The organism is Paenibacillus sp. Soil750 (genome assembly GCF_001428045.1).
GTDB classification, from domain to species: domain Bacteria; phylum Bacillota; class Bacilli; order Paenibacillales; family NBRC-103111; genus Paenibacillus_E; species Paenibacillus_E allorhizoplanae.
The window spans coordinates 229,528-252,031 of the sequence record NZ_LMSD01000041.1; the positions used below are offsets into that span (position 1 = coordinate 229,528).

Genomic DNA, 22,504 nt, shown 5'->3' on the forward strand with positions numbered 1-22,504 from the left:
ATAGTAAACAACTTGGTTTTGTCGACATACAATTGCATACCTTGTCCAACCGTACACACGGAGGCGTTCCTACATAAGGGATGCCTCTTTTTATTTTCATATTAGAGGAGGTCATGTAGATGGCAAAGGTTTTGGAAGATAATGATTTGGGACTTATTGCGGATGTGTTGGTAATTGGCGGAGGTCCTGCGGGAACATGGGCGGCCTTAACGGCTGCAACGAATGGCTCCAAGGTAATCTTGGTGGATAAAGGCTACTGTGGAACGAGTGGAGCAACAGCACCATCGGGTACGGGGGTTTGGTATGTAAAGCCGGACGAGAAGCTGCGAGAAGAAGCCAGAGCGAGTCGCTATCTGTTAGGCGGTAAGCTGGCGGAGGTTCCTTGGATGAATCGCGTGCTCGATCGAACCTATGAGAACATGAACAAGCTAGGCTCCCTGGGGTATCCGTTTCCGAAGGATGATATCGGCGATCCGTATAAGCGCGGTTTGCAAGGGCCTGAATATATGAAGCTAATGCGCAAATTGGTTCAAAAAGCTGGCGTGCGCATCCTCGATCACAGTCCTGTGCTCGAATTGCTTGCCGATGAGCATGGCGTTGGCGGTGCAACTGGCGTGAGAACGCAGAGTGGGCAGACCTGGACGGTGCGTGCAGGAGCGGTAGTGATTGCGACAGGTGGTTGTGCATTTTTGAGCAAAGCATTAGGTACGAACGTGTTAACCGGGGATGGCTATCTATTGGCTGCTGAGGCCGGCGCTGATTTCTCTGGAATGGAATTCTCGAATGCTTATGCGATCTGCCCGACTTTCTCTTCCGTAACCAAAACAGCCTATTACCGCTATGCCTCCTTCTATCACGAAGATGGCTCCATTGTAGAAGGCGCAGGGTCACAACGTGGCCGCTCGATCATTGCGCGGAATTTGCTGCAAGGCCGTCAGGTTTACGCCAGCTTGGATCAAGCGCCGGAAGAGATTCGTCCTTTACTGCGTGTGAATCAAACGAATTTCTTCTTGCCTTTCGACCGACTTGGCATTGATCCGTTCAAAGATAAATTCCCTGTGACCCTTCGCTTAGAAGGCACGGTGCGTGGAACTGGCGGTATTCGCATTGTGGATGAGCAATGTTCAACCATTGTTCCAGGTTTATATGCAGCTGGCGATGCTGCAACGCGTGAGCTGATCTGTGGGGGTTTCACAGGAGGTGGCAGCCATAATGCGGCTTGGGCGATGTCTTCCGGTTCATTTGCAGGGGAAGGTGCTGCGAAATTTGCCAAGGATCTTGGAGATAAAGCGGATAATCGTACACTTAAAAGCGTCTCAACGACAACGTTCACGAAGTCGGGATCGGGTCAAATTTTAAGCAAAACAGGCGAAGCCATTCAAGCGGTACAAGAGGAAGTCATGCCATATGACCGCAATTTGTTCCGTACGCAGAAAGGGTTGGAAGGCTCAATCAATCGACTGGATGGACTTTGGAACGACTTGCGTGAACGTGTGACGACGCTAGATATTGCAGGTGTTCGTCATCGTGAAGCGGCGGCTATGACAGCAACGGCCCGTCTTATGTACAACACGGCACGCGAGCGTACTGAAACGAGAGGGATGCATAAGCGTGAGGATTTCCCAGAGACTGATGCTGCGCAAGGGTACCGCTTAATTAGCGGAGGATTGGATCAGGTATGGACGAAAAAGGCTGAAGTGAACAAGGAGGCTGTTACCCCATGATTGAGTTAGTCAGCGAGTCCAAATGTGTAGAATGCAACCTCTGCGTGTCGGTATGCCCGACGAATGTATTTGATCGTGTGGAAAATGGGATTCCGGTCATTGCTCGGCAAAGTGACTGCCAGACCTGCTTCATGTGCGAACTGTATTGCCCAGCGGATGCGCTCTATGTGGCGCCAGACGCTGAAGGACTGATGCATGTAAGCGAAGAGAGCTTAGATGAACAAGGATTCTTTGGTGGTTATCGGGAGAAAGTAGGCTGGGGGAAAGGGCGTAAACCAGTCGCCGAACATCCTTATATGTATGAATTAGCGAAACTAACTTCTATTGGGTAAGACAGTGGGTACCTTTTGTGGTCAATTTGAAAGGAGAATGAAAGATGATAGAGAGACAGAAGATGAGTAAAAGGGGATTCGGACTTTTCCGTACCACACATTTGGTTATGATGTTAGCAGCTATGGTCGCTTTCTTAGCGGCTTGTGGCAATTCCGATGGAGGTGCCAAGACGGCAGGTGCTAGTGCAGCAGCTACAAGCGGCGGAACAGCCAAGGCACAACCACCAGCAGTGATCAATTACGGATACATTGGCACGAACAAGCTGAATTTCCCGGGTGGAGCTGAGGGTTGGGGCTTGTACAAAGGCATTATCCAAGAGGAACTCAAAAAATACGGCATCACCGAAATTAAGCCGGTAGCTTTCCCGAACGGACCTGATCAAAGCGAGTCTTTAATCAGCGGCAGATTGGATTTCGGCAGTTTGGGCGATACGCCAGCGATGCTTGCTCGTTCGACGGGAGCGAAGACAAGAGCGATTACCCAGAACACAACAGACAATATAGGTTACTTGATTGGCAAAAAAGGTGGACCAACGACCATTGCCGATTTGAAAGGTAAAACGATCGCAATTCAAAAGGGCTCCTTCATGCACCGCTATATTGCCGGCCTTGTGAAAGAACAAAATATACCCGACGTGAAGTTTATCCATATGCTGCGCCCTGATGGTGAAGCAGCATTGTCTCGTGGCGAAGTGGACGCGATGACGAATAGTGCAATCTTTGCTCTGAAACAAATTGAGAATGGGTTCCCATTGATCGATGATGCCACCAAGCATCCAAATTTAATCGGAGGCAGCGTTACGGTTGTGTCCGAGGACTACCTGAAGAAATTCCCTGATTTCCCGAAAGTGTGGAATGCAGCTAGGGAGAAAGCGCTCAAGGATTTACAATCCAAGCCAGATGAATATTACCAATTCTTATCTCAGTTAAATGGGTTCACGCCGGAATTGAACAAGAAGGTTACACCGATTGAGACGATTAAAGATGTTAATTTTAAGGATGATGGTGTGAAGCTGCTTGATGGAACGAAGAAATTCTTGGTTGAAGAGAAGCTAGCAGAGAAGGATTTTGATCTGAATCAGTGGTTACTTAAATAAAGGCAACACGCCTATTCGGAAAGGAAATGATAAGATGACTGTATCAGCACAAGTCGATAATCAAGCTGTTTTAACCCCTGAAGTGGAGGCCAATCGTAAGGCGGATTATCCTGTTCATCCGCTGTTTCTGAACCGTTGGTCGTCGCGTGCTTTTGAAGAGAAAGAAGTAACGAATGAGACCTTGTACACGATACTGGAGGCTGCTCGCTGGGCACCTTCCAGCTCGAATCTACAGCCATGGCGATTCGTAGTCGCCCAAACAGAGGAGCAGAAACAGAAGTTTCAATCGTTCATTAAGCCGAACAATCAATTGTGGACGAAGCATGCTCCTGTGCTGTTGCTGATCTTGTCTAACAAGTTCCGTCAGGATGGTGAACCAAGTGGTGCACATGCGTTTGATGCAGGTGCAGCTTGGGCTTCCATTGCTTTTCAAGCGAACTTGTTAGGTCTGGCTACACGCGCTGTTGGCGGCTATGACAGAGAAAAGGCACGTGAAGTACTTCAAGTTCCAGCGGAGTATGAACTTCATGCCGTGATTGCTTTGGGTTACCGTGGAGCACGTGAAACGTTGGCCGAAGACTTTGGGCAGCGTGAGCTGCCGAATGGACGACGCGCATTGAGCGAGAGTATCATCGAAGGCTCTTTCTAGTTCGATGGACTCGTGGAATCGGCAGTTTGCAGCGTTGCTCTCTGTACAATTGCTTGTATCAACCGCGCACGGCATGTTCGTTCCCCTCTTGCCCAGCTTCCTTCAGGATGTTGGGCATGTGAGTGGGGATTCGCTTTACATATGGTCAGGCGCCATATTCTCGGCCAATTTCATGATTATGATGCTGCTCATGCCTTTCCTTGGGCGCATCGGAGATCGCTACGGGCGTAAGCCAGTGATGCTATGGTCTGGATTTGGGATGACCCTCGTTACGGCTTGCATGTCATTTGCCACCGAGCCTTGGCAGTTGGCATTGCTGCGATTGGCACAGGGCTGTTTTACTGGCATCCTGCCATTCACCATGGTGCTGATCTTGATTGGAGCTGCCAAGAGTAAGGTTGGCGTTTCGGCTGGCACCATGCAAATGATGGGCGAGACCGGATCGCTAATCGGACCTCTGATTGCGTCCTCTTTGCTTACATTTTACTCGGTACGAGGCGCCTATCCAGCAATGAGTGTGTGCATTTTGCTTGCGACCGTCAGCGTACTTTGTTTTGTCAAAGAAGGACCACGTGCACCTGTTGTATCTAAAATGGAACGGAGCACCTTGCTAACGGACTGGAAGCACATTTGGCGGATGAAGCCGCTCCCCTCGTTGCTGCTTAGTAGCCTATGCATTAATTTCGCACTAGTCGGGACGAATCCGATTATCCCTTACTACGTGCGGCAATCCACGCATACGCTCGCCTTTCTCAACGATCAATGGCTGCTCGGCATCACCTTATCGGCGACCTCTCTCGCCGTTATCATTTTCTCCCCGTTGCTGGGCATGCTCTCCGATCGCGTAGGACCTTTGTTGTTGCTTAAAATAGCGACCAGCACCGCGTTTCTCCTTTGTATCGTGCAAGCTGTGACGCACTTTTATCCGCTCATCCTTGCGTGTCGGTTTACGCTCGGCCTGTGTGTGGCGGGCATGATGCCTAACATTCAAGCTCAGGTGCGAGGCCTAGTCCGCAAGGGGATGGAGGGGCAGACCTTCGCCATGGTGAACTCATGGATGTTCCTTGGCTGCCTAACTGGGCCTCTGCTCGGTGGCGTTATCGTCGCTCATTTCGGCATTCGTGGCTGGTTTATTACCGCTATGCTCGTCTTTGGCGTTAGTTGCTGGCAAGCTTTTCACATTGGAAGCTACCCATCGCGGAAGGCAGAGATGGAAGTAACTCAAGCAGGCCAGCGTGCGACCACAGTGGGTTGATTGGTAATAGAACCTGTTCTGGAACCGCTATCCAGACTAACGAACCCTTTAGGGGGTTCGTTTTTGCGTTTCTTTAAAGGAGACTATTGTAGATACAACAGAATCGACAGCCTTCCAGTAGTTCGAAGCACATTCGAAAGGGATCGAGGATGCGCTATTTTTGCGAAAATGGCTACATTCACGCAGAGGGGGAACGTGGATGCCTTATTCCCGAGAAACAAAGGGAAAACACACCTTAATTGGATGGATAGCGAACTGACGTTCCTCTCGTGCTGCAATTAGCCGATAAAATGCTCCAATAGTGCACGCACGTTCCCCTTCATCTCAATTTAGCATGTTTAATTCCAATTAGCGCCCCAAGTCCCACGTCAGCTGCATACAGTTCCTCTCCCACCCAGCACCCGCCAACACCTCCCCTTTTACTTTCATTCCTAAGCATGATAATTTTATAAGTTAGAAGCAGAGCATTTTGAATTTAATGTTTCGTCCCCTTTGATAAGATGATGACAAGAACAACAATAGAGTATTGAGAGGGGCAATAATCGTATGAAAAAGCTCAGTCAAACAGTCGTAAGCGCTATCGTAGTTGGTGGCTTGTTGGCGGGATGTTCTTCCCAAAGTGATAGTGGAGGCACAGCAAGCACATCTTCGTCATCCGTACCAAGCCAAACAGACACAGCCGTGAAAAAAGAAGAAAAAGTAAAACTTACATTTTGGAGAAACTCGGGGAATGATACAGAGAATGCAGCTTATGACAAGTTAGTAGCCTCTTTTATGCAGAAGTATCCAAATATTTCCGTGGAAATGACACCGATTCCATACTCGGATTATGATACGAAATTGCGTGTATCCATCGCTTCTGGAAGTCCACCTGACATCATGGCGCTAGATGCACCAACCGTAGGTTCGTATGCCAACGCGGGAGCTCTTAAGCCATTGACGGCGTACTTCAAGGCAGATGGCAATATGGATGATGTTCCGAAATCAACACTAGCTACTTACACGTATCAAAATGAAATCTACATGGCACCGCTAACCGAGTCTTCGATTGCGATGTTCTATAACAAGAAGCTATTCCAAGCGAAAGGCATTCCGCTTCCTTCCAAAAACCCCGATGAACCGTGGACATGGGATCAAGTTTTGGATGCTGCCAAGAAAGTGAACGATCCAGCGAAGGGGATCTTTGGTATCGATCCTGCGCAGGGCTTTGGTAACGCGGGAGGTACAGCTTACTTCAAGTATCCGATTATATGGCAGCTGGGTGGCGAGATCATGAGCCCAGATGGTAAAACGTCCAAAGGCTACCTAGATTCACCGCAAACGAAAAAAGCCGTACAGTTCTTCTCCGATTTGTACAACAAAGATAAAGTATCTGCATTGGAGTACCCGCCGGATCCGTTCCCTAACGGCAAGCTGGCCATTACGATTGACGGCTCGTGGTCCTTGGCTAATTTGAAGGAGAAATTCCCTAATTTCAAGTTGGGCGAAGACTATGATATTGCACCGTTGCCAAAAGGAACAGCGCAAGCGGTAGCCAACGGCAGCTGGGCCCTCGGTATTTCAGGGAAAAGTAAGCATCCAGATGAAGCTTGGAAGTTTATCAACTGGGTAACGGGTGAAGAAGGTCAGAAAACGTATGCAGGTATGACGAAAGATATCCCATCCCGTTATTCTTCTGCAAAGGCGTTCCCAGAGCTGAATGAATATCCGAAGAACATCTTCGTTATTCAGAATCAGAAGTACGGCAGACCACGTCCAATCACGCCGATCTTCCCGCAAATGTCAGATGCTGTGAACAAAATGTTTGAGGATGTCACGATCGGCAAAAGAAACATTGATGCGTCTATCGCAGAGGCCGTTACGACAATTGATAAAGCGTACGCAGATGTCCTAGCACAGCAGAAGAAGTAAGCAATTCCAGATAAGTGAGACGAATCATTTCGATGATCGTCTCTTTGTCGTTGTTTCGTCAGACGGCTGAGAGGTATGATATAAAGAATCAGACATAACGGGGGGATATCATGTTTTTCTCATTGAGGAGCCGTTTGATGGCGGTTTTCTCGGTTCTACTGCTTCTCCCTTTTGCCACTTTGGCCTATATCCTTAGTGAGGAAGCGACCAAGTCAATCAAGTCGTCGATCGAAGCTTCAACCTCTCAAACGATCGAGCAGTTCGCCTCGCATGTGGGGACGCTGTTGACACAAGTGGAGGATACAGGCAATCAGGTAATGAGCTCCCGAGTCACACAGGACTGGCTGACCGTTCATTTGAACCCAGATAGCACCATTCAGGAACGAGTGCTCACGAAGCAACGATTGCGGGAGTATTTCTCCTCCTATGGGGTGAACAACTCCAGCGGCATTTCCATTAGTGCGTTCGCCGAAGATGCTGGCGGTGTGTGGACACAAGACAGAACCTACAAGAACAGCGCGTGGTTTCAGGATTTTATTCATGAAAACAAGCGTTGGACGACCGCGCACAAGGATGTCGATCAGTCGGATGATTTTATGAGAGCTCGATCGATTAATAGCTTCCTTTTCCCACTCGTACAATTACAATCGCTAAAAAATATGGGCTTCATCAAAGTGAATTATCCAACAACCCTGCTTCGCAATGCCATTGAAAAGATTCATGTAGGGAAGACAGGGAAGGTCGTTTTGCTGACGCATGACGGCAACAGTGTGCTGGATCAGAATCTGTCTGAAGACAAGGACATGCTAGGGAATGGGCTTCAGCTGATTGATGCACGTTATGACGGGGAAGCTAGTGGAATTTTCCCAATGGAGGCGAAAGGAGAGACGAATCTGCTCTTTTTCCGCAAGCTGCCTGCTCAGAATTGGACGATTATCGGGAGTGTGCCTGAGGCTGAATTGTATGAAAAAATCACACACATTCGCCAAACGATGCTTGTCGTTAGTATTTTGTTGCTAATCGTTGCGATATTGGCAGCCTTTTGGCTGTCCGCAGGTATTACCAAGCCGCTGAGTGTGATGGGGAGAGCAATGAAACATGTAGAGCGCGGGGAGTTTCAGCAGGCGCTGCACATGATGCCGAAGGTTGGCCAGGGCCATAGTGAAGTGAACTATGTGACAAGGGTTTTCGAGCAGATGACCCATCGGCTGCGCTATTTAATCGAGACAGAGTTCGAGACGAACTTACGTAGGAAAAATGCCGAGTACAAAGCACTGCTGCTGCAGATCAATCCGCATTTTTATAATAATACGCTTGAAATCATTAGTGGTCTGGCGGCGATGAAGCGGGAAGACCTTGTGATGGATGCGACGGAAGCTTTGGGCAAAATGATGAGATACTCGCTTAACCTGGGTAGTGATTTGGTTCGAGTAGCAGAAGAAATGGCGTATATCCGGGATTATTTGTTCATCCTTCATTTGAGGCATGAGGAGCGATTGCAAATTGTGATCGAAGAAGATCCCGAGGCAGCCCATTTCTTGATCGCCAAATTCATCATTCAACCTCTGGTCGAAAATGCGGTGAAGTATAGTTTAGAGAAGGATGGCGTTGCGCGGGTTACCCTAAGGACGAAGCTGCAAGAGAATAAATTGCTGATCTCCGTGAAGGATAATGGCACTGGCATGTCACCGGAATTGGTTCAAAATCTACGGGAAGAGATCAAGATGGGTGATCCTGTAGCAATCCTCAGTACCGAGGGGCAGAGTATCGGACTTCGCAATGTTTTATCACGATGTCGACTGAATTATGGTAAGCAATTTCATTTAGAGCTGTATTCAAAGCTTGGTGAGGGGACGGAACTTAACCTGATCCTGCCGCTAATAAGGAGCTGACAACTGAGAGATGTACAGAATCATGTTGATTGATGATGAGGTCGGCGTTCGCAACAGTATTAAAGCCAAAATCGATTGGACATCCACCGGTTTCGAAATTGCTCTGGAAGCGGCTAATGGTCTGGAAGCTCTGCAGCTCCTTGAGGAGCACCCTCTACCGGATATTGTTATTACTGATGTGCGTATGCCACAAATGGATGGGATTGCTTTCGTTAGCGCATGCAAGGAAAAGTACCCCGCGCTTCGTATTATTGTGCTTTCTGGCTACTCGGATTTTGAATATATGAAGGCTGCTATTCAGCTTGGGGTGAAAGATTATCTGCTCAAACCTGTGGTTCGCAGTGAGCTGACCGCACTTCTTGGCAAGCTAGCCGCGGAATTGGAAGAAGATCGCAATCGCTTGCGGGAGCAAGATCAAGAGGAAATCAAAAACCATCAACAGCTTGTGCTGATGCAAGAGCAGCTTCTTTGGCAGCTGGTGAAGGATGAATGGTTCAGCGTGTCCACCATGAAGGAGCGGATGGAGCAGTTACAGTTATCAACGTTAGCAAGTGACGATGTTCATGCTCAATTTGTAACCGTAGAGATGCGTATTCCCCCAGGACGTTTGGACGATTGGAGTGAGCGGAAAGACTTGCTGTACTTAGCTTTTCAGATGTTGTGCCGGGAGTCCGCCGAGAAATGGGAGCACATCTATCCGTTCTACGCGATGAGTCATCCTGCGATGATACATTTTGTCATTCGGATTCAAAATGCCCAGCATGACCGCTTCTTGGCTGACTTCGTACGCAAGCTGAAGCGGGATATCCAAAGCTACCTCAAAGTAGATAGTGTGCTCGGTATTGGCGAGCCTATCCATGGTTTGAGGCAGCTGAAGGACGGCTACGCATCAAGTATGCTCGCCTGGAGTCAGGGCACGATTCATTCCGATAAAGCTGAGCCGGATCGAAATGTGCTCGCCATGACGCACAGCTTTTCACCGGAGGTGGAGAGAAAGCTGATGCAAACCATCGAAAATCTCGATATGCCTGCTTTTACAAAGCAGCTGCACGCTATTTTCTCTGTGGATCGAGATACGCCGATGTTTGTGTTCACCTTTTTGACCTTACGCATTATTCTCTTGTTTAACGCCATTGCTAAGAAATTCGAGCTTGGAGACATGTCTCTTCAGAACTATCTCTGGAACTGCCAGATGACGGTGAGAGACTACTCCTCCCGAGAGCAGGTGCTTGAACAGCTTCACGACATGGCTCGGCTCGTCATGGAAGAAGTGAGGAAAACCAGGTTCTCCAGCGGCCAGCAAATGATGGAAGCCATTCGCAATTATGTGAATGAGAACTTTTCCTATGAGCTTACGCTGGCCTCCTTGGCCGAGATGTTTCATATTAATGAAACGTACTTATCTGGGTTGTTTAAGATGAGTGTGGGAGTGACTTTTAGTGACTATGTCACGAGGTTGCGTTTGAGTCGTGCTGCGGATTTGCTCAAAGAAAGTGAGCTCAAGCTAACGGATATTGCTACATTGGTGGGGTACTCTAGTTCGAGCTATTTTAGCACGGCTTTCAAGAAGTTTTATGGAAAGGGACCGAAGGAGTATCGGGAGGAATTACGAGTGAGTGATTAGTAAAAAGCCCTCAAAGCCATGTAAGTGTATGGCTTTGGGGGCTTTTTGTTGTCTGGCTAAGTCAAGAGCTGCTTGCACGAAAATAACAGGAAAACATACAGGTAATTCCGCGGGAATCCTTGATTTTATAAAAGTAACTGTAAAAAATACAGTTAATTTCAAGTAATTGTTCCAGAAACAGCAGAAACGCTAAAATTACCTACCTATTTTCCAGTTAATCTATAGATTCCAGCTGAAATCAGAAAAATAACGGGAGGTTTTCCAGTTAGTGATCGGGGGTGCGCCAAGCCGTCTAAAAAACAGCGCTAACAGGGGTGAGCGAGGACGGGGAACGTCTCTACAAATCATTTTAAAAGCAAACTCCCAATGATATTGAAATCTTTCTATTCGCTGACTCGGTACAATAACGATACATCATAATAGACAGCGAATAGAGGGAGGAACCATGCGGAAGAAATTTGGATTATGGGTGGCGGGTAGCGCTGTGATCATACTTCTGGGTTGGGGGGGAACGGCTTTGGTAGCAGGTGATAACAAATCGACGGACTCAGCGGAGGAATCGGCTTTCTCTTACGCGAAGGATCCGACTTATTATACGGAAAAGTTTCGCCCACAGTATCACATATCACCGGAATCAGGCAATCTAAGTGACCCGAATGGCATGGTCTATTTTGAAGGAGAGTATCATCAATTCTATCAAAATAGCGGCCAATGGGGTCACGCGGTTAGTCGCGATTTAATCCATTGGGAGCATCTGCCGGTCGCGCTATCTAGGGATTCGCTCGGTGAAATTTGGTCAGGCAGCGCGGTTGTGGATGCGAAGGATACGAGTGGCTTTTTTGGCGGCAAGACGGGTCTAGTCGCGATTTTTACGCATTTCAAAGGCGGCCTGCAATCGCAAAGTATTGCATTTAGCACAGATAAAGGCCGTACCTGGACCAAATATGAAGGAAATCCAGTGATTCCGAATCCGGGTTTGAAGGATTTCCGAGATCCCAAAGTGATCTGGCACGAGCCGACGAAATCCTGGGTGATGGTGGTGTCTGTAGATAATCGTGTTCAATTCTACACATCACCTGACCTCAAAGCATGGAAGCTCGCAAGTGAGTTTGGAAGCGATCAGGGCTCGCATGCGGCGGTTTGGGAATGTCCGGACTTGTTTGAGCTACCTGTAGAGGGTACCAAAACGAAAAAATGGGTGTTAGCCGTCAGCATCGGTAGCAACAGCACGACCAAAGGCTCCACGGCTCAATACTTCGTTGGCACGTTCGACGGTCACACGTTCAAGAACGATAACCCAGCTTCCGATGTCTTGTGGACGGATTATGGGAAGGATTTCTATGCAGCTGTGTCTTATTCGGATATTCCGGCAAAAGATGGACGTCGCATTTGGCTAGGTTGGATGTCCAACTGGCGTTATCCGTTTGCGATGCCGACAGGAGCTTGGAAGGGGAATATGTCTATCCCGCGTGAGCTGCGGTTGAGGAATATTCCTGATCAAGGCATTCGCTTGATTCAGGAGCCGATCAACGAATTACAGACGCTGCGGGGCAAAGAAGTAATGGTGAAGAAGCAGCAGTTAGCGGAAGGAGTTAATCCGTTTGATCATATAAAAGGTACATCTTATGAGCTGATCTCGGAGCTTACAGTTCTGCCGAAAAGCAAGGTCGAATTCCAGCTCCGCAAAGGAACGGATCAAGCAACGAAAGTCACCTATGATGCTGAGACGGAAAAGCTAACGATAGACAGAACCCAATCGGGTATCACCTCATTCGAGAAAGGCTTCGCCGAACAAGTGTCGGCACCACTGAGGCTGAAGAACGGCAAGCTCAAACTTCAATTTTTCGTGGATGAGGCTAGTTTGGAGGTATTTGCTAATGATGGCGAGGCTGTTGTTTCTAGCCTGATCTTCCCTGATCCCACGAGCAATCGACTGGAACTGACTGCGTCAGAGGGCACTGTCACGCTGGAAAAAGCGCAGTTTTATCCGATGGGGACGGTTTGGCGTAAGGAAGATGTGAACGGTACAACGCCACGGAGAGTAGTGTTGAACAATACTACGTTCGATGTAGCGGTGAACAGCAGCCAACTTATCGCAGCATCCGTTATTCCACTGAGCGCACCACAGGAGCTGAAGTGGACATCTAGCGATGAAGGAATCGCGTCTGTTTCAGTGGATAACGGAGGGGCAATGGTGCGCGGTGTTAAGACTGGGCAGGCTGAAATCAAGGCGACTAGCCAGGATGGAACGGTTATGTCGAGTCTCCAAGTATACGTTTTTGATGGCAAATGACAGATGTGAATGGAGGGGTAAGCTATGGCTACTGTTGAAACGATGAAAACAGTGAAATCGGTTAGTTCAAGCAATAAAAAATCACAAAGCTTTCTCAAACATGAGCAAGCTACGGCCTTCTGGTTTATTTTCCCGGCGATAGCCTTGCTGCTTGTTTTCGTATTCTATCCTATGTTGCAAGCTTTTCTAATCAGTTTCAAAAACTATTCCTTAGTCGGCGCAGGTGATGTGTTCGTCGGTATGGACAATTATGTGCATCTAATGAAGGATCGTGCCTTCTTTAATAGCTTGAAGCATTCGTTTTATTTCGCACTGATTGTGATTCCGATTCAGACGAGCATCGCACTAGGCCTTGCCCTGTTAATTCAGAAGAAAACCGCGACAGCCGGGCTGTTCCGAACGCTTTATTTTATCCCTGTTATTATTTCGACAGCGGTGGCGGCTACGGTTTTTAAGCTCATTTATAACAAGGAGTTTGGCCTCCTGAACAGTGTGCTCAAAGCGCTGCATATGCCGGTTACAAGCTTCCTATCTGATCCGAAAACAGCGATGAACGGCATTATTGTGCTCGGAATTTGGAAGGGCGCCGGGTTTTTCATGATTATTTTCCTAGCAGGCTTGAACAATATCTCGCCCGATCTCTATGAAGCAGCAAGAGTGGATGGCGCATCACGGATTGGGCAGTTTTTCAAAATCACACTTCCATTATTGAATCGGACGATGTCCTTTGTGGTCATCATGACGACAATCGATGCGATCAAGCTCTCGGGCTTAGTTTTCGTACTAACAAATGGTGGACCCAATAGCTCAACGGAAACGGTTGTTTTCTATATTTATAAACAAGCTTTCACGCAAATGAGGATGGGATACGCGACGGCGGCGGCTTTTGTGCTTTTCGCGATTGTATTGGCCATTTCGCTGATCCAAATGAAGCTTTTTAACAAAGACACAGACTAACAACGAGGAGGGATTCGCTGTGAAGAGGCTAACAAACGTCGTAACGATGATCGTCATGATCGTGATTGCTCTGATTTCTGTCGCTCCTATCCTATGGATGGTTACTGGGGCTTTTCGACCCTATCAGGAGCTTTTCAAATATACATCGCTGAATATTCACTTACTAGTTCCCGTAGAATGGACGTGGAAGAACTTTCATAATGTCATTTTCAATGCGCGTAATCCGTTCTTACGCTATATCTGGAATACATTGTTCGTGGCTTCGATCGTAACGATGCTGGTCCTGATCATTAATTCGATGGCGGCATTTGCGTTTGCGAAGCTCAGATTTCCCTTCAAAACGGTCGTATTTGCCCTATTCATGTCAGCGATGATCATCCCAGGTGAAGTAACACTCGTGCCTAACTATTTGCTGATGCACGATTTGGGCTGGCTCAATTCTTATAAAGCACTTATTATTCCTTCGATGTTGTCCGTGTTCGGCATCTTTATGCTGCGGCAATTTTTCGCGGAAGTTCCGAACGAAATGATGGAGGCTGCACGGATTGATGGAGCGACATTGCCGCGCACTTTTGTAGCGATCGTGCTGCCCGCCGCCGTACCTGCGCTAATTACGCTCGGACTGATGACTTTCCTAGGAAACTGGGACTCCTATCTATGGCCGCTTATTGTGATCAATGATCAGAAAATGCAGATGATCCAAGTCGGGATTTCTACGTTTTCCTCGAATGAGGGGACAGATTGGTCGAAGGTTTTGGCGGCGAATACGTTATCTACTGTGCCAATTCTCCTGCTTTTTCTATTTTTGCAGCGTTACTATATTCAGGGGATTACGATGTCGGGCATTAAGGGTTAAATGGATTAGGGTAAAAAGAAAGGAGCAGATGGCATGAACTACGATGTAGTTGCGCTTGGGGAATACTTAATTGATTTTACACCTTATGGTCGATCCGAAGCGGGACAGCCGTTGTTTGAGCGCAACCCAGGCGGAGCACCAGTAAATGTGGCAGCTGCGTTGGCGAAGCTCGGCAAGAAAACGGGGTTCATCGGGAAAGTGGGCAGCGATCCATTCGGTGCGTATTTACGAGAAACTTTGCTCGATGTGGGCGTGTCAGATCGTGGGCTAGTTGAGACGGACGAGGCGCATACGACGATGGCTTTCGTCCAGCTGGATGCAGATGGAGATAGATCGTTTCATTTTGCAAGGCATCCTGGCGCTGATCAGCTGTTGAGAGCGGATGAGTTGAATCATGCCATGCTGGGGGAGACACGGATTTTTCATTTTGGCTCGATTTCAATGACGGCAGAGCCTGCTTATACAGCTACTCTAGCAGCTGTTCAGCTTGCGAAGGATAAGGGGGCGCTTATTTCCTATGACCCGAATTGGCGTCCTTCCTTGTGGCGGGATGAGGAGCATGCACTAGAAGTAATTCGAGTTGGCCTAAGCCTCGCAGATGTGGTAAAGGTTTCCGAAGAGGAGCTTGTCTTCTTGACGGCTGAGCAGGATTTAGAAAAGGCAGCGAGAAAACTAGTTGAACAGTATGGAACTACTTTGCTTTTGGTCACGGCAGGAGGAGCGGGTTCTTTTTATCAGATGAAGGATTGGTGGGGCAAGGTAGAGAGCTTCCCCGTTCTTACGCTTGATACGACTGGTGCTGGGGATGCGTTTTTCGGGGCATTGTTATATGAAGTGTTGGAGAAGGGAAAGGCGTTGCAGTTGTGGGAAGAAAAGGAGCTTCAGCTAGCATTGCGCTTTGCGAATGGGGCGGGAGCTTTGGCGACGACTCGGAAAGGTGCGATTCCGTCGCTTGGAACAATGGAGGAGATTCATGCGTTGATACGAGATGGAGCTAGGGAGGATGTTCTAGGATGAGCCAGCAGACAGAAAATGGAGATAATCAGCTCCACATGGAACGCGTGGAACAAGCGAATCAAGCGTTGGGGCAAGCCGTCAAGTCAATCGCGGAGGATGGATATAGGCTTGGTTATCACCTTATGCCTCCAGCGGGCTGGATGAATGATCCAAATGGGCTTATTTATTGGAATGGAGAGTATCATGGGTTTTATCAGCATTATCCCTATGAGTCGAAATGGGGTCCGATGCATTGGGGGCATGCCAAAAGTAAGGATTTGGTGCACTGGGAGCACTTGCCTATCGCGTTGGCGCCTTCCGAAGATTATGATAGCGGGGAAACGGGTGGTTATGGCTGTTGGTCGGGCAGTGCAGTCGATAATAACGGCGTTCTGACATTGATCTATACGGGGCATGTAGATGGACGAACGCCGATGGAGGTGCAGTGTCTCGCGACCAGCACGGATGGGGTTGCTTTTAACAAATCAGGGGCTAATCCTATTATTGGTGCCGCACCGGAGGAGGGTGGGTTCGGCTTCCGCGATCCGAAGGTTTGGCAGCATGACGGTCAGTGGTACATGGTTGTCGGTTATGGTAATGATGGCTTGGGCAAAGCGCTGATGTACACGTCTTCTGATTTGCTCACATGGCGCTATTTGGGTGTTGCAGCAGAGAGTGACGGCACCATGGGAGATATGTGGGAGTGTCCTGATTTATTTCCACTCGGTGCTGGGGAAGATCATGTGCTTATTATTTCCCCGATGAACATGGGGGCTACAAAGACGATGTACCTCACCGGCAAATTAAACTATGAGATAGGCAATTTCGACTACCGTTATGCAGAACGGTTGGATAATGGGTTCGATTTCTATGCGCCGCAAACGTTGGTGGACGGACAGGGACGGCGCATCCTGCTAGGATGGATGAACATATGGGGCGCTCAAATGCCGGAGCAAGTAGATGGCTGGATGGGGGCTTTTACTTTGCCGCGCGAGTTGACGCTAGCAGAGGATGGCACGTTGCGGATGCAGCCTGTGGCGGAACTGGCGGCGCTGCGGAAGGGCAGGGAGTTCATCGATCGACAGGTGATACCTGCGGAATCAATCATTTCATTGGCCGCTATTCAAGGCGACCAGCTAGAACTGATTGCCGTGTTTAACACAAAGGGATCTAGCGGGGAGGCAGTGTTTGGACTTCTCATTCGTTGCTCTGAGGATGGATCTGAGTACACGGAAGTTTCGTATTCCGTAGCGGAGCATACACTCCGCGTTGATCGTACACACGCTGGTTCAGGTGAAGCCGGTGTGAGCGAAGCTCAGGTGGAACCGATGGAGGATGGGAGCATCAAACTGCATCTGTTCGTGGATCGTTCTTCGTTGGAACTGTTCGCGAATAACGGGGTGAAAACGATAACGAATCGGATTTATCCGAATGGTGACAGTCTAGGTGTTAAGCTTTTTGCAAGGTGTGGTGAAGCTTGTTTAGAAAGTTTGGACGCATGGAAATTGTCATTGTAGATACGACAGAATAACCAATTTTAAACAAGCGAGCATTCCGCGAAGCCAGGTGGTATAATAGGTTAAACGTTTCAACAAACCTGGCGAGGAGTGTAATAGATGACGACAATTAAGAAGGGTTGGGCTCAAGAAGCATGGGCACAAACCGTAGCGAAAGTAGACAAAACAAGTAAACGCATTGGTGATGGGTTCCCACATGCAAGTGTAGGCGGAGAGTATAAACTGGAGCCTGCTTACTGGTGGACAGCGGGCTTCTGGCCTGGGTTGTTGTGGTTATTATATCGTGACACCAAGGATGAGGGTTTGAAGCAGTTGGCTGAGTCTTGTGAGCAGCAGTTGGATCAAGTTGTAACGGATTACTATCGTCTGGATCATGATATCGGCTTCATGTGGACGTTGACGAGTGTTGCTCGTTACAAGCTAACTGGTGCAGATGATTCTAAGCGCCGCGCTTTGCTCGCGGCGAATCTACTTGCAGCACGTTTCAACGTGAAGGGCAGTTACATTCGCGCTTGGAACCCTTGGCGCGAAGGCGAGGACAATGCAGGCTGGGCGATTATCGACTGCATGATGAACCTGCCGTTGCTGCACTGGGCTACGCTGACTACAGGCGACCCGCGCTTCAAAGAAATCGCCGTAAGGCATGCCGACATGGCGGTCGATCACTTTATTCGTCCCGATGGATCGGTGAATCATATCGTGATTTTTGATCCTGCCACCGGTGAGAAGCTTTCCGTGAACGGTGGGCAAGGGTTTGCGCCGGAATCGGCCTGGTCGCGTGGAACCGCGTGGGCGATTTATGGTATGAGCCTCAGCTACAAGTACACGGGCGATGAGAAGTACTTGCATGCGGCCAAGCGTGCTGCACATTTCTTCCTGGCTAACCTGCCGGAAGATCATGTGCCACATTGGGATTTCCGCTTGCCAGATGGCATTCCGGCGTACCGCGACTCCTCGGCAGGCGCGTGTGCGGCTTGCGGTTTGCTCCTGATCGCGGAGCAAGTGAACGGCCAAGAGGCATCCCTCTACCGCGAAGCGGGGGAGCGCATCTTGCACTCGCTGTATACGAACTACGGTGCGTGGGATTCCGAAACCGAAGAAGGGTTAGTCACCCACGGTACAAGCCACTATCCAGAGGGGAAAAACATCGACGTGCCGCTCATCTACGGCGACTACTATTTCGTAGAGGGTCTTTCCCGATTGCTCGGGCATGGCGAGTTGTTCTGGTAGGTCTGGTTAATTTGATAAGAGAGTTGTCTTTCAGCAGCTATAGCTGCTGGAGGACAGCTCTTTTTTGCGTTGTTTCCACGTCGTCGCTCCAGCACTCCAGGAACAATAACTGGATTTCCTACATCTAAATTCAAGCCAAACACGCTTTTGACGCGAATAGCTGTATTTCCTCCAGTTAATTCGAGCCATTCCGGCCGGATGTATCGATTTGGGCGAAATTAGCTACATAATTTCCAGGTAAAATCTACAAAGAGGTGAATCCACCAGAATTAGCTGTATAATTTCCATTTAAATTCCACGAGGAGGCGAGGGGATGTGTGTGACAGGGAGTTGCTGGGTTGTGGTAGTGAGGTGCTAGTGAAGTTGGTGACAAGGTGTTACTAGAGTGTGGCCGGCAGTCTCCACAAAAAGACTTTTACTACAGTAAATCGACATCTGCCCTCATTGTTGGTCCCATGCCCTGAAACCTATAATTAACACATAAGACAAATAGATAGTGTAGGTGAGAGCAGATGAAATCCGCTACTGTGAATGAGGTTGTTCAGCGGTCAACCCAAGCAAAAAAGAAAAAAGGTTGGTGGAAATACGTCCTACAGCATCGGGCATTTTATATCATGCTGATTCCTGGACTATTGTATTTCCTCGTGTTCAAGTATGTACCCCTGATGGCGAGCTTCATTGCCTTTCAGGATTACAACATTTTCAAAGGTTTTACAGGAAGCGAATGGGTTGGATTTAAGTGGTTCCATCAACTATTCACGTACGACAAGTTCGGACGACTGCTCCGAAATACGCTGCTAATCAGCTTGTATCAAATTGTATTCGCCTTCCCGTTGCCGATTCTACTGGCGATTATGCTTAATGAAGTGCGAACGATGGCTTTCAAGCGGATAACGCAAACGGTGCTGTATTTACCACACTTTTTATCATGGACGATCGTATTCGGACTTACGTATATGTTGCTTTCGCCAACGCAGGGTCTTGTGAATCATTTGATTACGGCTTTCGGTGGTGATACCGTCGCGTTTCTTCAGAAGTCGGAGTACTTCCGATCCATCATTATTATTTCTGGTATCTGGAAGGAAATGGGGTGGAATGCCATCATTTTCATCGCAGCGCTAGCGGGAATTAATCCTTCCTTATATGAAGCGGCCAAAATGGATGGAGCCAATCGTTGGAAACAGTTTCTACATATATCGGTGCCAGGCATGCTGCCTGCGATCATGATTCTTTTGATGCTGAAAACAGGGCATATCTTGGATTCAGGCTTTGAGCAAATTTATCAGTTCCTTAATCCAGCTACACAGGAGACGGGGGATGTCTTGGATACCTACACCTATCGGGCAGGGATTCTACAAGGTCAATACAGCATAACGACAGCCGTTGGGTTATTCAAATCGGTCATTGGTTTTCTGTTGCTCGTTATTGCTAACCGCGTGAGCAAATGGACGACAGGTGAAGGGCTTTACTAAAGGGGTGAAACATACACGATGAAAATTAAACGATCTATTGGAGAAGTTATCTTTGATTCTGCGAATGTCGTGCTGCTGCTGCTCTTTTGTGCGGCTGTAGCCATTCCATTATTGAATGTAATTGCAGGTTCATTGAGCTCGAATGAAGCTATTATTCATTCCGAAGTGGCGCTCTGGCCTGTAGGATTCAATCTGCACAACTATGAATTTGTTATCAAAAATGCCGTGTTTTGGAGGTCGTTTGGCGTTACGGTCCAAATTGTACTAATAGGCACAGCGATCAATATGCTCCTGACGATTCTCACGTCCTATCCACTTTCGAAAGGGTGGTTAGGTGGCCGCAAAGTGATTCTCCTTTTTATCATCTTCACGATGATCTTTCAGGCACCTTTGGTACCGGCGTATATCTTGGTCAAAAGCTTTGGCATGCTTAACACAATCTGGTCATTAATCATTCCAGGTGCGCTTAGCGCTTTTAATATGATGCTGTGCATCACCTTTATGAGGTCGCTTCCGGAAGAAATGTTTGAAGCGGCGAGGGTGGATGGCATGTCGGAGTACCGAATTGTATGGCGCATTGTGGCTCCGCTATCGATGCCAATCAATGTGACGCTGATTCTCTTCTATGCCGTAGGGCATTGGAACAATTATCTGGCTCCATTACTCTACATCACAGATCGGGAATTACAACCTTTGCAGCTGTATTTGTACAAATTGATTTCGCAATTTGATGCGGATTCAGCAGGGGGGCAATCTGTACTAGAATTATCTAGTACGATAACGCCACAAGGGTTACAAATGGCGACGATTGTGATCGCGACCATCCCTATTATAATTGTCTATCCGTTCTTACAGAAGCATTTTATCAAAGGTGCCTTGTTGGGATCGGTTAAAGAATAAGGTATTGCCGAGGTAACTTCATACTCTGATCAGGAGGTGGGATAGGTCCAGCCAGTAATACCCAGATGATGTTGACGAACGATCTAAATTATAATGAAGTAGCTTACTAGGGAGGGTCTAAACAATGAAAGTTAATTTTAAACAAATGGTTACGCTTGCATGTGTTGTATGTTTATCTACGGCGGTGGCCGCATGTTCATCCGATAAAGGCTCTACGACGACAGCTTCAACAGCACCTGCAGCAAGTGCAAGTGCAGCGGCAAGTACAAAGCCTGCTGCGCCTGAGAAAATCACGATGTTCGTATCCAATAACGCTCAGCAAATTCCTTCTGGTAAATCGATGGACCTGGCTACTGTGAAATATTTGGCACAAAAAACAAATACAGATTTGGATATTACTTTCTTGCCTCATGAAAACTACGCAGATCAGCTGAAGCTGAAATTCGCTTCTGGTGATATCCCGAATGTACATATGGTCTGGGGCATCGAAACTTCGGATATTGTTACCAATGGATTAGCACTGGATTTGAAGCCGTTAATTGATAAGTATGGCCCAAATTTGAAGAAAAATATCCCGCAATCTGCCTGGGACGCTGTGACGATCAATGGTAAAATCCTAGCTATTCCACAGCCTGCGGCAGGAAATGCGCCATCTGAGCGTGTGATTTATGTACGTAAGGATTGGATGGATAAATTGGGCATCAAGGAACCGAAAACGTCGGCAGAATTCCTTGATATGCTAAGAGCCTTCCGCGATAAGGACCCGAACGGTAATGGCAAAAAAGATGAAATTCCTTTCTCCTCCCGTGAGAAATTTGAGTGGGCGGATAATGTCTTCGGTATGTACGGCGTTAACTTGGATTCCAACAGCCTATACAATGGTGAAGTTATGCCTGGCTATGTGAACCCGAATATGAAAAAAGCACTAGGCCTGCTCAACACGATGTATAAAGAAAAATTGATTGATACGGAATTCCTGACGAACACACGGGCAATTTGGGATCAAAAAATTAAGTCCGATCTTGTTGGCTCATGGGACCACGTCGTATTAGGTATTTGGGATTCATGGCAAAAGGATCTAACCAAATTATTGCCAGACAAAAAGCCTAATGTCATCGGTATCGCTACTCCAAGAGGTGATGGCTATACAGGCCAATTAGGACGTGTTGAGAAACCAGTACTTAAAACTTTCATTGTACACAAAGATACGAAAAATCCAGAAGCGGTTGTAAAAATGTTTGATTGGCTCGTCTCAGATGAAGGTCAGATGTTCTCAGAGCTAGGTATTGAGGGGCAATCTTACACCAAAGAAGGCAGCACGATTAAATATTTGGCAGATAAAGATACCGATTTGAAATGGCGTTCTGCTGTGTTCCAAATGCATGGATTTAATGAGCAAGCTCAGAAGTTGTTGATTAACAACGATGAGGCTTATAACAAGCTTCTTCAAACGATCGATACGTCCCGTAAAGAAGGTATTGCCAATCCAACTGCAGGTATGCCGCCAATTGATACGTTGACGAAGAATGCTGATTTGCAATACAGGGGCTCTTTCCAAGAAGCAGCAGCGAAAATTATTCTCGGCGAGAAGCCGGTGGATTACTTCGATGAGTACGTGGCTAATTGGAAGAAACAAGGTGGAGACAAAGCGATCAAGGAATTGACCGATTGGTATAACGCAAACCGTAAGAAATAAGGTAGTTGCTAGAGACACGCCCATCTGAAGCTGGTAAGACACTTGCTCAGGTGGGTCCTCTTTTATTGTTGGTGCATGTTACTGATGGAAGGATGAGATAGGT

General features: G+C 47.8%; 17 protein-coding genes. All 17 read left to right on the forward strand.

All coding sequences use genetic code 11. From position 1 onward, the window contains the following. Positions 1-119: 119 nt before the first annotated feature. Complete coding sequence (locus tag ASL11_RS30555; RefSeq protein WP_056623326.1) at positions 120-1,724, forward strand: FAD-dependent oxidoreductase; 1,605 nt, start codon at positions 120-122, stop codon at positions 1,722-1,724. Next, on the forward strand, positions 1,721-2,056 hold the full coding sequence (locus tag ASL11_RS30560; RefSeq protein WP_056623328.1) for a 4Fe-4S dicluster domain-containing protein: 336 nt from the start codon (positions 1,721-1,723) through the stop codon (positions 2,054-2,056). Before ASL11_RS30555 ends, ASL11_RS30560 begins: the two co-directional genes overlap by 4 nt. A 44-nt stretch (positions 2,057-2,100) precedes the next feature. Beyond that, complete coding sequence (locus ASL11_RS30565; protein WP_235550626.1) at positions 2,101-3,153, forward strand: ABC transporter substrate-binding protein; 1,053 nt, start codon at positions 2,101-2,103, stop codon at positions 3,151-3,153. Positions 3,154-3,187: 34 nt separating this feature from the next. Continuing rightward, positions 3,188-3,802, forward strand: coding sequence for a nitroreductase family protein (locus tag ASL11_RS30570; protein ID WP_056623332.1), 615 nt, complete (start codon positions 3,188-3,190; stop codon positions 3,800-3,802). Between the two features lie 4 nt (positions 3,803-3,806). Next, positions 3,807-5,057 carry an MFS transporter gene (locus ASL11_RS30575; protein ID WP_056623335.1) on the forward strand — a complete coding sequence of 417 codons (1,251 nt, stop codon included), beginning with the start codon at positions 3,807-3,809 and terminating at the stop codon, positions 5,055-5,057. A 546-nt stretch (positions 5,058-5,603) separates the two neighbouring features. Beyond that, on the forward strand, positions 5,604-6,968 hold the full coding sequence (locus tag ASL11_RS30580) for an ABC transporter substrate-binding protein (RefSeq protein ID WP_056623338.1): 1,365 nt from the start codon (positions 5,604-5,606) through the stop codon (positions 6,966-6,968). A gap of 137 nt (positions 6,969-7,105) precedes the next feature. Continuing rightward, the gene (locus ASL11_RS30585; RefSeq protein WP_235550627.1) at positions 7,106-8,860 is read left to right on the forward strand and encodes a cache domain-containing sensor histidine kinase; all 1,755 of its coding nucleotides are present in this window, start codon (positions 7,106-7,108) and stop codon (positions 8,858-8,860) included. Positions 8,861-8,870: 10 nt separating this feature from the next. Then, complete coding sequence (locus tag ASL11_RS30590) at positions 8,871-10,484, forward strand: response regulator transcription factor (protein ID WP_056623343.1); 1,614 nt, start codon at positions 8,871-8,873, stop codon at positions 10,482-10,484. 445 nt (positions 10,485-10,929) lie between these two features. Next, positions 10,930-12,777 carry a GH32 C-terminal domain-containing protein gene (locus tag ASL11_RS30595; protein ID WP_056623345.1) on the forward strand — a complete coding sequence of 616 codons (1,848 nt, stop codon included), beginning with the start codon at positions 10,930-10,932 and terminating at the stop codon, positions 12,775-12,777. A 24-nt stretch (positions 12,778-12,801) separates the two neighbouring features. After that, positions 12,802-13,734 (forward strand): carbohydrate ABC transporter permease, encoded by a 933-nt coding sequence (locus tag ASL11_RS30600; RefSeq protein ID WP_235550628.1) that lies wholly within the window; start codon positions 12,802-12,804, stop codon positions 13,732-13,734. Positions 13,735-13,753: 19 nt separating this feature from the next. Then, entirely contained in the window at positions 13,754-14,590 is an 837-nt protein-coding gene (locus ASL11_RS30605; RefSeq protein ID WP_235550629.1) for a carbohydrate ABC transporter permease, read from the forward strand. Between the two features lie 33 nt (positions 14,591-14,623). Then, complete coding sequence (locus tag ASL11_RS30610) at positions 14,624-15,607, forward strand: PfkB family carbohydrate kinase (protein ID WP_056623350.1); 984 nt, start codon at positions 14,624-14,626, stop codon at positions 15,605-15,607. Next, the gene (locus ASL11_RS30615; RefSeq protein ID WP_056623353.1) at positions 15,604-17,103 is read left to right on the forward strand and encodes a glycoside hydrolase family 32 protein; all 1,500 of its coding nucleotides are present in this window, start codon (positions 15,604-15,606) and stop codon (positions 17,101-17,103) included. The genes ASL11_RS30610 and ASL11_RS30615 overlap by 4 nt, the downstream gene beginning before the upstream one ends. A 99-nt stretch (positions 17,104-17,202) precedes the next feature. Then, positions 17,203-18,333, forward strand: a complete 1,131-nt coding sequence (locus ASL11_RS30620) for a glycoside hydrolase family 88 protein (protein WP_056623357.1) — start codon at positions 17,203-17,205, stop codon at positions 18,331-18,333. A 512-nt stretch (positions 18,334-18,845) separates the two neighbouring features. Further along, the gene (locus ASL11_RS30625) at positions 18,846-19,805 is read left to right on the forward strand and encodes an ABC transporter permease (protein ID WP_056623360.1); all 960 of its coding nucleotides are present in this window, start codon (positions 18,846-18,848) and stop codon (positions 19,803-19,805) included. Between the two features lie 18 nt (positions 19,806-19,823). After that, on the forward strand, positions 19,824-20,705 hold the full coding sequence (locus ASL11_RS30630) for a carbohydrate ABC transporter permease (RefSeq protein WP_056623363.1): 882 nt from the start codon (positions 19,824-19,826) through the stop codon (positions 20,703-20,705). Positions 20,706-20,829: 124 nt separating this feature from the next. Further along, on the forward strand, positions 20,830-22,401 hold the full coding sequence (locus ASL11_RS30635; protein ID WP_056623366.1) for an extracellular solute-binding protein: 1,572 nt from the start codon (positions 20,830-20,832) through the stop codon (positions 22,399-22,401). Positions 22,402-22,504: the final 103 nt, after the last annotated feature.